The sequence below is a fragment of the Pseudomonas mandelii genome (assembly GCF_900106065.1).
GTDB lineage: Bacteria > Pseudomonadota > Gammaproteobacteria > Pseudomonadales > Pseudomonadaceae > Aquipseudomonas > Aquipseudomonas mandelii.
Genome location: NZ_LT629796.1, coordinates 4,844,557 through 4,859,328 on the forward strand (window position 1 = coordinate 4,844,557; position 14,772 = coordinate 4,859,328).

Annotated in this window: 12 protein-coding genes, 5 tRNA genes and 1 pseudogene; 12 read left to right on the plus strand and 6 right to left on the minus strand. The window is 59.4% G+C overall.

Annotation, left to right across the window (positions count from 1 at the left end; genetic code table 11):
* Nucleotides 1-146: 146 nt before the first annotated feature.
* Together BLU63_RS22440 and BLU63_RS22445 are read right to left on the minus strand one after the other, a co-directional pair.
* Nucleotides 147-1,199 (minus strand): annotated as a pseudogene (locus tag BLU63_RS22440) (tyrosine-type recombinase/integrase); the annotation flags it as partial.
* A gap of 162 nt (nucleotides 1,200-1,361) precedes the next feature.
* Nucleotides 1,362-1,437: transfer RNA gene (locus BLU63_RS22445), tRNA-Asn, on the minus strand.
* A 227-nt stretch (nucleotides 1,438-1,664) separates the two neighbouring features.
* Between BLU63_RS22445 and BLU63_RS22450 the strand changes: the two genes are divergently transcribed.
* Entirely contained in the window at nucleotides 1,665-1,895 is a 231-nt protein-coding gene (locus BLU63_RS22450) for a hypothetical protein (RefSeq protein ID WP_010456061.1), read from the plus strand.
* Here the strand turns inward: BLU63_RS22450 and BLU63_RS22455 are convergent.
* Both BLU63_RS22455 and BLU63_RS22460 read right to left on the minus strand, forming a co-directional pair.
* On the minus strand, nucleotides 1,892-2,092 hold the full coding sequence (locus tag BLU63_RS22455; RefSeq protein WP_010456060.1) for a hypothetical protein: 201 nt from the start codon (nucleotides 2,090-2,092) through the stop codon (nucleotides 1,892-1,894). The genes BLU63_RS22450 and BLU63_RS22455 overlap by 4 nt on opposite strands.
* A gap of 179 nt (nucleotides 2,093-2,271) precedes the next feature.
* A complete protein-coding gene (locus tag BLU63_RS22460; protein WP_010456058.1) occupies nucleotides 2,272-3,468 on the minus strand; it encodes an amino acid aminotransferase in 1,197 nt (398 codons plus the stop codon).
* A gap of 336 nt (nucleotides 3,469-3,804) precedes the next feature.
* Between BLU63_RS22460 and uvrB the strand changes: the two genes are divergently transcribed.
* Nucleotides 3,805-5,820: an excinuclease ABC subunit UvrB gene (uvrB, locus tag BLU63_RS22465; protein WP_010456056.1), complete on the plus strand. Its 2,016-nt coding sequence runs from the start codon at nucleotides 3,805-3,807 to the stop codon at nucleotides 5,818-5,820.
* A 147-nt stretch (nucleotides 5,821-5,967) separates the two neighbouring features.
* Here the strand turns inward: uvrB and BLU63_RS22470 are convergent, their stop codons facing one another.
* On the minus strand, nucleotides 5,968-7,458 hold the full coding sequence (locus BLU63_RS22470) for an MDR family MFS transporter (RefSeq protein ID WP_174604235.1): 1,491 nt from the start codon (nucleotides 7,456-7,458) through the stop codon (nucleotides 5,968-5,970).
* Between the two features lie 49 nt (nucleotides 7,459-7,507).
* Complete coding sequence (locus BLU63_RS22475) at nucleotides 7,508-8,557, minus strand: HlyD family secretion protein (RefSeq protein WP_077750244.1); 1,050 nt, start codon at nucleotides 8,555-8,557, stop codon at nucleotides 7,508-7,510.
* Nucleotides 8,558-8,777: 220 nt separating this feature from the next.
* Between BLU63_RS22475 and gltX the strand changes: the two genes are divergently transcribed.
* The 10 genes from gltX to BLU63_RS22525 all read left to right on the plus strand — a co-directional run bounded on the left by gltX (nucleotide 8,778) and on the right by BLU63_RS22525 (nucleotide 14,746).
* Nucleotides 8,778-10,259 (plus strand): glutamate--tRNA ligase, encoded by a 1,482-nt coding sequence (gene gltX, locus BLU63_RS22480; protein WP_008037650.1) that lies wholly within the window; start codon nucleotides 8,778-8,780, stop codon nucleotides 10,257-10,259.
* A 189-nt stretch (nucleotides 10,260-10,448) separates the two neighbouring features.
* Nucleotides 10,449-10,524, plus strand: a tRNA-Ala gene (locus tag BLU63_RS22485).
* Nucleotides 10,525-10,603: 79 nt separating this feature from the next.
* Nucleotides 10,604-10,679, plus strand: a tRNA-Glu gene (locus tag BLU63_RS22490).
* Nucleotides 10,680-10,732: 53 nt separating this feature from the next.
* Nucleotides 10,733-10,808 (plus strand) — tRNA-Ala (locus BLU63_RS22495).
* An 80-nt stretch (nucleotides 10,809-10,888) separates the two neighbouring features.
* Nucleotides 10,889-10,964: transfer RNA gene (locus BLU63_RS22500), tRNA-Glu, on the plus strand.
* 183 nt (nucleotides 10,965-11,147) lie between these two features.
* A complete protein-coding gene (locus BLU63_RS22505; RefSeq protein ID WP_008151286.1) occupies nucleotides 11,148-11,687 on the plus strand; it encodes a TetR/AcrR family transcriptional regulator in 540 nt (179 codons plus the stop codon).
* A gap of 31 nt (nucleotides 11,688-11,718) precedes the next feature.
* Nucleotides 11,719-12,552 (plus strand): alpha/beta fold hydrolase, encoded by an 834-nt coding sequence (locus BLU63_RS22510; protein WP_010456049.1) that lies wholly within the window; start codon nucleotides 11,719-11,721, stop codon nucleotides 12,550-12,552.
* Between the two features lie 48 nt (nucleotides 12,553-12,600).
* A complete protein-coding gene (locus BLU63_RS22515; protein ID WP_010456048.1) occupies nucleotides 12,601-13,038 on the plus strand; it encodes an acyl-CoA thioesterase in 438 nt (145 codons plus the stop codon).
* Between the two features lie 172 nt (nucleotides 13,039-13,210).
* On the plus strand, nucleotides 13,211-14,170 hold the full coding sequence (locus BLU63_RS22520; RefSeq protein ID WP_083376275.1) for a tRNA dihydrouridine synthase: 960 nt from the start codon (nucleotides 13,211-13,213) through the stop codon (nucleotides 14,168-14,170).
* 132 nt (nucleotides 14,171-14,302) lie between these two features.
* Nucleotides 14,303-14,746: an Hsp20 family protein gene (locus BLU63_RS22525; RefSeq protein WP_010456046.1), complete on the plus strand. Its 444-nt coding sequence runs from the start codon at nucleotides 14,303-14,305 to the stop codon at nucleotides 14,744-14,746.
* Nucleotides 14,747-14,772: the final 26 nt, after the last annotated feature.

The window sequence follows — 14,772 nt, forward strand, 5'->3', positions numbered from 1 at the left end:
CTGTGTTTGACGGGCTATCTCCAGCCTGTCATTGCAGGCGGTGTTGTTTGAGGCATGGCCGGATTGTGGGCTCGCCAGACCGTAGCGATTTTTACCTGGCGTGCAGTGAACTCAGCGCAATAGTTGTTTCTGCTGTCCCACCTTCAGAGATTACCGCGTTCCTTGTGGCTCATCTGCCGCTCGATGGCTGTGTCCGTCCACAAACCTGACTCGATCAGTGCGCTGCAGGCCATCGAACGAAACCCATGCCCACAGATCTCGGATTTGGTGTCGTACCCCATCTTCCGAAGCGCGCTGTTCACCGTGTTTTCGGAGATTGGTTTCCAAGACTTGGTATCGCTTGCCATCTTCGTACCCCTTGTGGAAAAGGGTACACCTTCCAACGCTGGTCGCGTGTCGGGTATTTCCCCAGGCGCCACGTTTGAGGTCGAACTCGCTCCAGCGGGCGAAGCGCAGCTCGCTGGAGCGTACAAACACGTGCAGCGACAGCAAGACCGTCAGCCGGGTAAGTGCGCGGCCTTTATAGGTGTCGATCCGTTCCTGCAATTCAGGCCGGCGCGATAAGGATAAAGCGGGACGGTGGACGACCCGCGAGGCTTTGATCGAGCCTACGAGGTCGTAAGCAGGGTTTACGGTGATAAGCCGGAGGCGCTTTGCCTCGTGCATGATGCTCCGCAGGTAGTTTTGTACCCTTAAAGCAATGTCTACCGTTCCGCGCTTCTTAATCGCTTCCAGGGGCTGCATAAGATCGTGGGTATCAAGGTCGACAATGGCGCGGGTGCCGATCAGTGTGAAGAGGTGAGTGAGGCGACTCATCACTGTCTTGGAATAGTCCGGTGCCCACTTGGCTGACATTTCCGTGTGCCAGCCGAGGGCAACGCTTTCAAAGGTGCGGTCTTTGATCAGAGCGTTCGTCTTGGCTTGGTTCTTGGCTCCTATAGGGTCAATGCCATACGCCAGCATTCGCTTGGCCTCCAAGCGCTTGCGGCGCGCAGCCGCGAGGCCAACGATGGGGTAGTTGCCGAATGAGGTCAGTCCTTCCCGGCCATCAGGTTTGACGTATCTGAGACGCCAGCCTTTGCGGCCATTGGGTTGGACTAGAGGTAAAGGCCGTCGCCGTCGAAAAGCTTATAGGCGCGGTCTGTGGGCTTGGCCGAACGGCAAGCGGCGTCGGAGAGTGGAGCAGTAGTGCGCGACATAAGGGAACTCCCTTTTATCGAACTGACCTTTATCCCAAACTCTACCTTTAAAATGGCTGGTACCCCCCGGAGTCCGACAGAACGCCAAAACGAAAAAACCCGCCATAAGGCGGGTTTTTCGGGGGGAGCAGAGATTTTGAAAGCCTTCTCTGGAACCTTGTCTGGCTCCACGACCTGGACTCGAACCAGGGACCCAGTGATTAACAGTCACTTGCTCTACCAACTGAGCTATCGCGGAATGGCGCGTATGTTACTGATTCAGAAAGAGAAGTCAAGCATCTGTTAGCAACTTGATGGATTCGTGGAGACGGACGGTGGTTTATCGGCAGTGGGCGGTTACCAGAATCGCCTCAGAGGTCTACCATGGCCGCCCGGAAGTGGTTACACGCGCTGCCGGCCATTCGCCGAAAAGGTACGTGCCATGAATCACCCAATCCTCACCCCTCAAGACAACGGGGTGTTCGCATGAGCATCGCTCAGATCAGCCTGCCCAAAGGTGTCGGCCCGCATGCCGAGAAGCTGTTTGACGCGATCACCCAAGCCAGCACCGCTGACGATCTGAACCGCGCGGGCGGCAAGGCTGAGGGCTTCGTCCTCGGTCTGGAAAGCGCCAAAGCGATCAAGAGTCAGGTCGCCGAATCGCTCTACGTCGCCTATGACGATGCCGCCAGTCAGCGTGCGACCGAACTGGCTTAACCGCCGAAGGTGACCGTGGCGAGCATCAGCTTGGCGTACAGCATCGTGGCTGCCAGTTGCACCAGCCACAAGGCCAGGCCGCCGAGAAATACGCCAGCGGCCACTTGCAGCACCAGGTTGTTACCGCGTTTGGCCGGTGTGCGAGGGACAAAATGGTCCAGTTCGTCACGGTCGGCGCGTAGGTCATCGTTTTTCATGTGGGTTCTCGTAAGAATTCTCAGGTGTACACAAAACCTGTAGGAGCGAGCGGTGCGGCGATCCTGCAGGTGCATCGTTGTGTGGAGTTTAGAGGGCGCCGATAGCGCTTTGACACTTATCTGCGACGAATAAAAAACGGGAAGCCCCAAGGCTTCCCGTTTTCCGTACTGCGCGAGACTCAGATCACCGCAACGATGGCCTTGGTCACTGCATCAATGTTGCTCTGATTCAACGCCGCCACACAGATGCGGCCGGTGTCCAGGGCGTAGATGCCGAACTCGCTGCGCAGGCGGGTGACTTGCTCAACCGTCAGGCCGGAGTAGGAGAACATGCCGCGCTGACGACCGACGAAGCTGAAATCACGCTGTGGCGCGTTTTTCGCCAGCAGGTCGACCATCTGGGTGCGCATGCCACGAATCCGCAGGCGCATTTCGGCCAGTTCTTCTTCCCACTGGGCGCGCAGTTTCGGGCTGTTCAGGACCGCGGCGACGATGCTGGCACCGTGGGTCGGCGGGTTGGAGTAGTTGGTGCGGATCACGCGTTTGACTTGCGACAGCACGCGCGCGCTTTCTTCTTTCGATTCGCTGACGATCGACAGGGCGCCAACGCGCTCGCCGTACAGCGAGAAGGATTTGGAGAACGAGCTGGAGACGAAGAAGGTCAGGCCCGATTCAGCAAACAGGCGCACGGCAGCGGCATCTTCGTCGATGCCATCGCCAAAACCCTGGTAGGCCATGTCGAGGAACGGCACGTGACCTTTGGCTTTCACCACGTCCAGGACGTTTTTCCAGTCCGCCGGGCTCAGGTCCACGCCGGTCGGGTTGTGGCAGCAGGCGTGCAGCACAACGATCGAGCCGGAAGGCAAGGCGTTCAGGTCTTCAAGCAGACCGGTACGATTAACGTCATGGGTCGCGGCGTCGTAGTAACGGTAGTTCTGCACCGGGAAACCGGCGGTTTCGAACAGGGCTCGGTGGTTTTCCCAGCTCGGGTCGCTGATCGCCACGACGGCGTTCGGCAGCAGTTGCTTGAGGAAGTCGGCGCCGATTTTCAGGGCGCCCGTGCCGCCAACGGCCTGGGTGGTGATGACGCGGCCAGCGGCGATCAGTGGCGAGTCATTGCCGAACAGCAGTTTCTGCACTGCCTGGTCGTAGGCGGCGATACCGTCGATTGGCAAGTAACCACGGGAAGCGTGTTGAGCGACGCGAATCGTCTCGGCTTCGACAACGGCGCGCAGGAGTGGAATTTTCCCCTCCTCGTTGCAGTAAACACCGACTCCCAGGTTGACCTTGTTGGTACGGGTATCGGCGTTGAATGCTTCGTTGAGGCCCAGGATTGGATCGCGTGGTGCCATTTCGACAGCGGAGAACAGGCTCATTTTTGCGGCGGCTCTGAATGGAGTGTGGAGGGACGTGTCGCGCTCCAGCCGAATGCACTAGAGCGGTGCACAAACGGGGAGCTAGTATAGAGGCCATCTGCGATTGATGGCGACAGACGAATCAGCTTTTCAGGTAAGTTTTTTCGATTATTTTTCGACCGTTAGTCGAATGCCGGCATCAAAGACTTCAAGGGATGTAGGACGTTTGCCTTGAAAGCGCAGGCAATCGGCTCCACATTGAGCACAATCCTGTTTTTTCCTCGGGCGGCGTGAGTCGTTTGCGGTCTTTCTCGTTGCTGCCGGTTTGACCGCGCTGGCGCGATATCAGAGGTATACATGTCTGAATTCCAGCTAGTCACCCGCTTCGAGCCCGCCGGCGATCAGCCGGAAGCCATCCGCCTGATGGTCGAGGGCATCGAAGCCGGGCTGGCGCACCAGACGTTGCTTGGTGTGACCGGCTCGGGCAAGACCTTCAGCATCGCCAACGTGATCGCCCAGGTACAGCGTCCGACCTTGGTGCTGGCGCCGAACAAGACCCTGGCCGCGCAGTTGTATGGTGAGTTCAAGGCGTTCTTCCCGAACAATGCCGTCGAGTACTTCGTTTCCTACTACGACTACTACCAGCCAGAAGCCTATGTGCCGTCATCGGACACCTTCATCGAGAAAGACGCCTCGATCAACGACCACATCGAGCAGATGCGGCTGTCCGCGACCAAGGCGCTGCTGGAACGCAAGGACGCGATCATCGTCACCACGGTGTCTTGCATCTACGGTTTGGGCAGTCCGGAAACCTATTTGAAAATGGTGCTGCACGTGGATCGCGGCGACAAGCTCGATCAACGTGCGTTGCTGCGTCGCCTGGCAGACTTGCAATACACCCGCAATGACATGGAGTTCGCCCGGGCGACCTTCCGGGTGCGCGGCGATGTGATTGATATCCACCCGGCGGAATCCGACTTCGAAGCGATCCGCATCGAGCTGTTCGATGACGAAGTCGAGAGCCTGTCGGCTTTCGATCCGCTGACCGGCGAAGTAATCCGCAAGTTGCCGCGATTCACTTTCTACCCGAAAAGCCATTACGTGACGCCACGGGAAACCCTGCTGGGTGCCGTCGAAGGGATCAAGGTCGAATTGCAGGAGCGCCTGGATTACCTGCGCACCAACAACAAACTGGTGGAAGCCCAGCGCCTGGAGCAGCGCACCCGTTTCGACCTGGAGATGATCCTCGAACTGGGTTACTGCAACGGTATCGAAAACTACTCGCGCTACCTGTCGGGCCGTGAATCCGGCCAGGCGCCACCGACCCTCTTCGACTACCTGCCGGCCGACGCCTTGCTGGTGATCGACGAATCCCACGTCAGCGTGCCGCAGGTCGGCGCCATGTATAAGGGCGACCGTTCCCGTAAAGAGACGCTGGTGGAATACGGCTTCCGCTTGCCGTCAGCGCTGGATAACCGGCCGATGCGTTTCGACGAATTTGAAAGCATCAGCCCGCAGACGATTTTCGTCTCGGCCACGCCGGGCAATTACGAAGCGGAACACGCCGGTCGCGTGGTCGAGCAGCTGGTTCGCCCAACTGGCCTGGTGGACCCGCAGATCGAAATCCGCCCGGCGTTGACCCAGGTTGACGATCTGCTCTCGGAAATCGGTAAACGTGTGGCGCTGGAAGAGCGGGTGCTGGTGACTACGCTGACCAAGCGCATGTCTGAAGACTTGACCGATTACCTGGCTGACCATGGCGTGCGGGTGCGTTACCTGCACTCGGACATCGACACCGTGGAGCGGGTCGAAATCATCCGCGATCTGCGTCTGGGCACGTTCGATGTGCTGGTGGGGATCAACCTGCTGCGTGAAGGCCTGGACATGCCGGAAGTGTCGCTGGTGGCGATTCTCGATGCAGACAAGGAGGGTTTCCTGCGTTCCGAGCGTTCGTTGATCCAGACCATCGGCCGGGCCGCGCGTAACCTCAATGGCCGGGCGATTCTGTATGCGGATCGCATCACCGGTTCCATGGAGCGGGCGATCGGCGAGACCGAACGGCGTCGCGACAAGCAGATCGCCTTCAACCTCGCCAATGGCATCACGCCGAAGGGTGTGTTCAAGGACGTCGCCGACATCATGGAAGGCGCCACCGTGCCCGGTTCGCGCAGCAAGAAGCGCAAAGGCATGGCCAAGGCCGCCGAAGAGAGCGCCAAGTACGAAGCCGAATTGCGCTCGCCGGGCGAGATCGCCAAGCGCATCAAAGCGCTGGAAGAGAAGATGTACGCGCTGGCGCGGGATCTGGAGTTTGAAGCGGCGGCGCAGATGCGCGATGAGATTGGCAAGTTGCGGGATCGATTGATTACTGTCTGAGATTTGCGGTGAATGTGCATGCGCCTTCGCGGACGAGCCTCGCGCCTTCTGATTTTGTGCCGTTCACATCTCGCTGGCGCGCCACAAACCTTGTAGGAGCGAGGCTCGCCCGCGAAGGCGTCCGAAAGGTCACCACCGCAATCGGGGTTAGTGCGCCTCGCCAGCCTTGAGCCCCACCGGCAACGCTTTGGTCAACAACACCGCAATCATGCTGATCCCCAGCGCAATCCCGACAAAGTGAAACGCATCGTTGTACGCCATGATCGACGCCTGCTGATGCGCAATCTCGCTCAGCTTGCCCAGCGCTGCCGTCTCACTGCCGAACCGGTCCGTCATCGACGCCATTCGCTCCGCCACTTGCGGATTGCTCGGCACGATGGATTCACGCAAGTAATCAAAGTAGGTCTTGGTTCGCGCGTCCAGCAAGGTCGCGAGGAGGGCGATGCCAATCGCGCCGCCGAGGTTGCGCAGGATATTGAACAGGCTCGACGCCGATCCCGCGTCCTGCGGCAGGATGTAAGCGGTGGCGATCAGCGAGATGGTCACCATGATCAGCGGCTGGCCCAGCGCCCGGATGATCTGGATCTGATTGAACTGCGGCCCGGCAAAGTCCGGGTTCAGCACCCCCGACGAAAAACTCGCCAACCCGAACAGCCCGAAGCCTATTGCGCACAGCCATTTGGGCGACACGTATTTCATCAGCTTGGGCACCAGCGGAATCAGAAACAGCTGCGGCACGCCCATCCACATGATCACTTCGCCGATCTGCAGGGCGTTGTAGTTCTGGATCTGCGCCAGGTACAGCGGTAACAGGAAAATCGAGCCGTACAAGCCGACGCCCATTCCTAGGCTGGAAATACTCGACAAACCGAAGTTTCGATTACCCAGAATGCCGAGGTTGATCAGCGGATTGGGCTTGGAGAGCTGCACGATCACAAAGGTGATCAGGCTCACCAACGCGATGCTGCCCAGGGTCACGATCAGGTTCGATTCCAGCCAGTCCTTGCGATGGCCTTCTTCCAGAAACACCTGCAAACAGCCGAGGCCGACGCCGAGCGTGAGGATGCCCAAGTAGTCGGTGCTTTTGAGCAGTTCCCAGTGCGCCTCTTTCTTCTCCAGGCCGTACATCAGGCCGGCGATCATGATCAGGCCGGGCGGTATGTTGATGTAGAAAATGTACTCCCAGCCCCAGTTTTCCGTCAGCCAGCCGCCAAGGGTTGGGCCAATGGAGGGCGCGAACGTCGCGGTCATGGCGAACATGGCCATGCCTTTGGCGCGGTGGTGTTCCGGGAGTTTGATCAGGGTGAGGGTGAAGGCCAGCGGGATCAGGGCACCGCCGGTGAATCCCTGTAACGCTCGAAAGATGATCATGCTCTCCAGGCTCCAGGCCATGGAGCAGAGCAGGGAGGCGGCGAGAAATCCCAATGAAACCCAGACTGCCAGGCGTCGCGCCGACAGCAGCTGCACCAGCCACGCGGTCAGCGGGATCATGATGATTTCCGCCACCAGATAGGACGTGGAAATCCACGAGCCTTCTTCCAGGGTCGCCGACAGCGCGCCCTGAATGTCCTTGAGCGACGAGTTGGTGATCTGGATATCCAGCACGGCCATGAAGGCGCCGAGCATCACGCTCATCACTGCAATCCAGTCCCGCCGGGTCGGTTCGCCGGCCGGGCGGATCAGTTGATCACCGGCCATCGTCAGGGGCGTCTTTGATGTTCACTTTGGCAGTGACCGACATCCCTGGGCGAATCTTGCCGTGCAGCGGATTGTCCGAAGCGAACGTCAGTTTTACCGGGATCCGTTGTACGACTTTGGTGAAATTGCCCGTGGCATTGTCCGGCGGCAACAGGCTGAACTGTGCGCCCGAGGCGGCGAACAGGCTGTCGACCCGTGCGTCTATCGGTGTGTCGCTGTAGGCGTCGAAAGTCAGCGTGGCTTTCTGGCCGGGCTGCATGTGGCCGATCTGGGTTTCCTTGAAGTTGGCCTGAATCCAGATGTCCTGGTCCGGGACGATCGACAGCAGATAAGCGCCTGCCTGCACGTATTGGCCTTGTCGAGCCGCGCGCTGGCCGATCAGGCCGCTGATCGGCGCGTGGATTTCGCTGCGGGTCAGGTTCAGTTCGGCCTGGGCGAGGTCGGTTTTGGCATTGGCGATCATCGCGTCGAGGCGCTTGATCTCGGCGCTCAAGGAATTGACTTGCTGGCGTTGGCTTTGTGCGTCGGCCTGGGCCTTGGTCACTTGCGAACGGGCGATGTGGTTGTCGGCGGAGAGGGTGGTCACCCGTTCCTCCGAGACGTAGCCGGGTTTGCGCAGGGTTTGCGCGCGGGACAAGTCGATCTGCGAACGCCCAAGGCTGGCCTGGCTGGAGGCGACTTGCGCCTCGCTGGCGGCGATCAGGCTGGCTTGCTGGGTCAGTTTGCTTTGCGCCTGCAAACGTTCGGCTTGTCGGGTAGCGAGGGTGGCATTGGCGCGGTCGACGGCGAGGTGGAAGTCATCGCCTTCGAGCTTGATCAGCAACTGGCCTTTCTCAACGTGCTGATTGTCCTGCACCAGCACCTGATCGATGCGCGCGCCCAATTGGCTTGAGACACGGGTGATCTCGCCCTGGACATAGGCGTTGTCGGTGCTTTCATAAAACCGCCCCTTGAAGAACCATTGGGCGAAGAAGCCCCCGGCAATCAGCAGGACGATCAGCAGGAAAATAAACAGGCGTCGCTTGAGTTGGGCAGGCATGGGGCAGACTGTAGTCGAGAAATTGTAAGGAAAGTTATCAGCAGGTGAATCTTGCATACAGTCGATAGTGGGTAAATGCCATCGGCTGATAATCCGTCATTCATCGCGGCTCAGGCCCGTTGTAGACGCAACCTTGGCTTAAATGCCCTGCTGACTGGAGCCGGGCGGGTATCGCCTGTTACCATTCGCCCTTTGTTTTATCTTCATTTCGAGACTTGCCATGACCACCGTCCGCACGCGCATCGCGCCATCGCCTACCGGGGACCCCCACGTAGGTACCGCTTACATCGCTTTGTTCAACTACTGCTTTGCCAAGCAGCATGGCGGTGAGTTCATCCTGCGGATCGAAGACACCGACCAGTTGCGCTCAACCCGGGAGTCCGAACAGCAGATTTTCGACGCCTTGCGCTGGTTGGGCATCGACTGGAGCGAAGGTCCGGACGTTGGCGGCCCGCACGGTCCGTATCGTCAAAGCGAACGCGGCGACATCTATCAGAAGTACTGCCAGCAGTTGGTCGAGATGGGCCACGCCTTCCCGTGCTTCTGCACCGCCGAAGAGCTGGACCAGATGCGCGCCGAACAAATGGCCCGTGGCGAAACCCCGCGTTACGACGGCCGTGCGCTGTTGCTCTCGAAAGAAGAAGTCGCCCGGCGCCTGGCCGCTGGCGAGCCTCATGTGATCCGCATGAAAGTGCCGAGCGAAGGCGTTTGCGTGGTACCGGACATGCTGCGTGGCGACGTCGAGATCCCGTGGGATCGCATGGACATGCAAGTGTTGATGAAGACTGACGGCCTGCCGACGTACTTCCTGGCCAACGTGGTCGACGACCACTTGATGGGCATTACCCACGTTCTGCGCGGTGAAGAGTGGCTGCCATCGGCGCCGAAGCTGATCCTGCTTTATGAATACTTCGGCTGGGAACAACCGGAGCTGTGCTACATGCCGCTGCTGCGTAACCCGGACAAGAGCAAGCTGTCCAAGCGCAAGAACCCGACCTCGGTGACGTTCTACGAGCGCATGGGCTTCATGCCGGAAGCGATGCTCAACTACCTCGGCCGCATGGGGTGGTCGATGCCGGACGAGCGCGAAAAATTCTCGCTGCAGGAAATGGTCGACAATTTCGACCTGAGCCGCGTGTCCCTCGGCGGGCCGATTTTCGACATCGAGAAGCTGTCGTGGCTCAACGGCCAATGGCTGCGTGACTTGCCGGTGGAAGAGTTCGCTTCGCGCCTGCAAACCTGGGCGCTGAACCCGGAATACATGATGAAGATCGCGCCGCACGTGCAGGGGCGCGTCGAGACCTTCAGCCAGGTTGCACCGCTGGCCGGTTTCTTCTTCGCCGGTGGTGTGAACCCGGATGCCAAGCTGTTCGAATCGAAGAAGCTCTCGGGCGACCAGGTTCGTCAGTTGATGCAGCTGATTCTGTGGAAGCTGGAAAGCCTGCGTCAGTGGGAGAAGGACAGCATCACCGCGACGATTCAGGCGGTGGTCGAATCCCTGGAGCTGAAGCTGCGTGACGCCATGCCGCTGATGTTCGCCGCGATCACTGGCCAGGCCAGTTCGGTGTCGGTGCTTGATGCGATGGAAATCCTTGGCCCGGACCTGACCCGTTTCCGTCTGCGCCAGGCCATCGACCTGCTGGGCGGCGTGTCGAAGAAGGAAAACAAGGAGTGGGAAAAACTCCTGGGCAACATCGCCTGAGGACGTTTGACCTCGTAGGGGCTGCCGGAGGTGGCGATCATTTGATCGTGATCTTCGGCGCCACCCCCGTTTTTCCGGGGGGAGGGCGGTAAGTGATTGTTATGGCGACAAAAAATTTTGAAAATTGTTAAAAATAAGTTTGACAGCTTTCCGAAGCGCCATTAAGATTCGCCCCGTCCTCAGCGATGAGGGGCTATAGCTCAGCTGGGAGAGCGCTTGCATGGCATGCAAGAGGTCGACGGTTCGATCCCGTCTAGCTCCACCAATTTACACTTCAAGGTCTGGCCACACCGGCCTTGAAGCGATCAACACTCAGCGTTGATCTGTTGTATAGAAGGGTTTGCGTCCCCTTCGTCTAGTGGCCTAGGACACCGCCCTTTCACGGCGGTAACAGGGGTTCGAGTCCCCTAGGGGACGCCAGTTTTACAGAAGCGATGTTGCAAGATGTCGCTCCGCCGCGAGGCGAAAAATCCGGGGCTATAGCTCAGCTGGGAGAGCGCCTGCATGGCATGCAGGAGGTCAGCGGTTCGATCCCGCTTAGCTCCACCAATTTTACAGTTCAAGGTCTGGCCACACCGGCCTTGAATCGATCAGCTCTCAGCACTGATCAGTTGTATAGAAGGTTTTGCGTCCCCTTCGTCTAGTGGCCTAGGACACCGCCCTTTCACGGCGGTAACAGGGGTTCGAGTCCCCTAGGGGACGCCACGATTACCCGCTCTGCGGGATTTTATAAGGGTCATTCAATTATTGAATGGCCCTTTTGTTTGTCTGGCGTTTGGCCAAATCCCCCATTTCTTTCAAACTGTTCTTCAGACCAGCGGTCACATCCACGACTTGCGGAAAATTATTATGAGAATAATATTCTAGTCGTAATATTCGGAGGCAACGATGAACGATAAAAAAGCTCAAACCCGCGAACGCATTCTCAAGGCCGCCAGCGCAGCGCTGATTCAGCGCGGCCCGGCCGAACCGAGCGTGGGCGAAGTGATGGGCGCAGCCGGCCTGACGGTTGGCGGCTTCTATGCGCACTTCGAAAGCAAGGACGCCATGATGCTGGAAGCATTCAAGCAACTGCTCGGTCACCGCCGTGGCTTGATCGCTGACATGGACGCCGAATTGACCGGCGAAGAGCGTCGCGCGTTGGTGGCTGCGTTTTACCTGTCGCGCAAACACCGTGATTCCTCGGATTCCGCGTGCCCGATCCCGGCGTCTGTCGGTGAGTTGGGTCGCCTGCCGGACGCGTTTCGCGTGGCGCTGAATGAGCATGTGGAAATGATGGTCGCGCAGTTGGCGGCCAGCCCGGAAGACACCGACAAAGCCCTGGCCGACATGGCCTTGATGGTCGGGGGTCTGGCTCTGGCTAGGGCGCTGGGGCCAGGAGAGTTGTCCGATCGATTGCTGCGCGCCGCCAAGTCGGCGGTGCTATGACCTGAAGGCATTGGCCTGAGGAGTGAGAGCGATGAGCACGTTGAAGTGGGTTCGTGGCGTTAATGGCACCTTGGGCTGGTTTGCACCGAAACTGGTCGCGAGCAAAATGCGACTGGCGTTCATGACGCCGCGAGAGCTTCCGCCGCGTGACTGGGAATTGCCGCTGCTGGCGAAATCCGAACGGATCACCTTGCGTTTCGGTCTCTCGGCGCTGCGCTGGGGGCAAGGTCCGGCCGTGTTGCTGATGCACGGTTGGGAAGGGCGGCCGACACAGTTTGCGAGTCTCATCACGGCGCTGGTCGATGCTGGCTACACCGTCGTAGCGCTCGACGGCCCTGCTCATGGTCGCTCACCGGGCAGTGAAGCCAACGTGGTGCTGTTTGCCCGGGCCATGCTCGAAGCGGCCGCCGAGTTGCCGCCGCTGCGAGCCGTCATTGGCCACTCCATGGGCGGCGCCAGTGCGATGCTCGCCGTGCAGTTGGGTTTGCGCACCGAAACCCTGGTCACCATCGCCGCACCGGCGCGGATTCTCGGGGTGTTGCGCGGTTTTGCCCGTTACGTGCGGCTGCCGCCCAAAGCGCGTTCGGCGTTTATTCGCCAGGTCGAGAAAGATGTCGGCATGCGCGCTGCAACGCTGGATGTTGCGCACTATCAGCTCGACATGCCGGGGCTGATCGTCCACGCCGAAGATGATTGCTTTGTTCCGGTCAAGGAGTCCCAGTTGATCAATGAGGCGTGGTTCGACAGCCGGCTGTTACGCCTGGAGGAGGGCGGGCATCAGCGCGTGCTGGCCGATCCTCGGGTGATTGATGGCGTGTTATCACTGCTGGCTGGCCGCAGCCTGCAATCGCGCCAATCGGCCTGAGCATCCGTTACACTGCCCCGGTCGACATCATCTGACCGGGAGTGGGGCATGGGCTGGGATCGGGCAACGCCATTTATCATTGATCTGGAAGTCGGCGCCGAGGACATCGACGGGCTGGGGCACGCGAACAACGCGGTGTACGTGACCTGGCTCGAACGCTGCGCCTGGCGTCACTCGCAGCGGCTGGGGCTGGACCTGGTCGAGTATCGTCGGCTGGATCGGGCGATGGCGGTGGTGCGGCACGAGATCGATTACCTGGCCGCCGCCTATGAGGGCGATGAGTTGCAATTGGCGACCTGGATTGTCGATTGGGATCAGCGCCTGAAAATGACCCGCCACTTCCAGTTGAAGCGCCCCAGCGATAACACTACGTTGCTGCGCGCGCAAACCACTTTCGTCTGCATCGAACTGTCCACCGGCAAGCCCAAGCGCATGCCGGCCGAGTTCATCGAAGGCTACGGCCCGGCGTTGCAAGTTCCAGGTTGACGCGATCCAGTGGCGAGGGAGCTTGCTCCCGCTGGAGCGCGAAGCGGTCCCTTGCAATGGAGAGTGCCACGCACTCTAACGGGAGCAAGCTCCCTCGCCACAGAGGCAGATGCAAGTCTTTCGACAGAGAATCCAGTAAACTGCCGCACGTTTTTCGTTGAGTGTGTTTTTCATGCAAATTGCTTTGGCGCCCATGGAGGGGTTGGTCGACAACATCCTGCGGGACGTGCTGACCCGAGTGGGCGGTATCGACTGGTGCGTGACCGAGTTTATTCGGATCAACGATCAACTGCTCACGCCCGCCTATTACCACAAGTTCGGCCCGGAATTATTGACCGGCGCCCGCACCGCGTCCGGCGTGCCGCTGCGGGTGCAGTTGCTCGGTTCCGATCCGGTGTGTCTGGCTGAAAACGCCGCGCTGGCCTGCGAGCTGGGTTCCGAGGTGATCGACCTGAACTTCGGCTGCCCGGCCAAGACCGTCAACAAGTCCCGTGGCGGCGCGGTCCTGCTGAAAGAACCTGAACTGCTCAACCAAATCGTTGAACACGTCCGCCGCGCTGTGCCGGCGCACATTCCGGTTACCGCGAAAATGCGCCTGGGCTTCGACAGCCCGGACGGTTCGCTGGTCTGCGCAACAGCGCTGGCCGAAGGCGGCGCGGCGCACATCGTGGTGCACGCGCGGACCAAAACCGACGGTTACAAGCCGCCTGCGCATTGGGAATGGATCCCCCGCGTGCAGGAAGTGGTCAAGGTTCCAGTGTTCGCCAATGGCGACATCTGGAGCGTTGAAGATTGGCGCCGTTGCCGCGAAATCAGCGGCGTGGAAGACATCATGCTCGGTCGCGGCCTGGTGTCGCGTCCGGACCTGGCCCGGCAGATCGCGGCGGCGCGGGCCGGTGAAGAAGTGGTCGAGATGACGTGGGCCGAGTTGCTGCCACTGATCCAGGACTTCTGGCTGCAAGCCAAGGCGCAGATGACTGCCCGCCAGTCGCCGGGTCGTTTGAAGCAATGGCTGGCGATGTTGACCCGCAATTATCCTGAGGCGGTGGAGCTGTTTACCGTGTTGCGTCGAGAGACCGAACTGGATCAAGTCTCGCGTTTGTTGGGGCTACAGGTGTCAGAAGCGGCCTGAAAAAAACCCAAAAAAATCTGAAAATAATCTCTTGAAAAGCAATCGGAGATCCCTATGTAGGGATTACGCGATGCCGAATTCGGGTCGCGGAGACAAAAAAACTTGCTGATCTGTTTTCAGGAGATTTGAATCATGAGTACTGCATTTTCGATGGCGCCCCTGTTCCGTTCCTCGGTGGGCTTCGACCGCTTCAATGACTTGTTCGAAACCGCCCTGCGCAACGAGCCAGGCAGCACCTACCCACCTTACAACGTTGAAAAGCATGGTGATGACCAATACCGCATCGTCGTGGCGGCCGCCGGGTTCCAGGAAGAAGACCTGGATCTGCAAGTGGAAAAAGGGGTGCTGACCATCAGTGGTGGCAAGCGTGACGCGAATGAAGACGTCACCTATCTGTACCAAGGCATCGCTCAGCGCGCCTTCAAACTGTCCTTCCGTCTGGCGGACCATATCGAAATCAAGGCTGCCGGCCTGAGCAACGGTTTGTTGAGCATCGACCTGTTGCGGGTGATACCGGAAGAGGCAAAAGCCAAACGCATCCCGATCAACGGGACGCAAAAACCCGCTCTGCAGTAACGAGTCAGAGCAATGAGAAGGGCGCC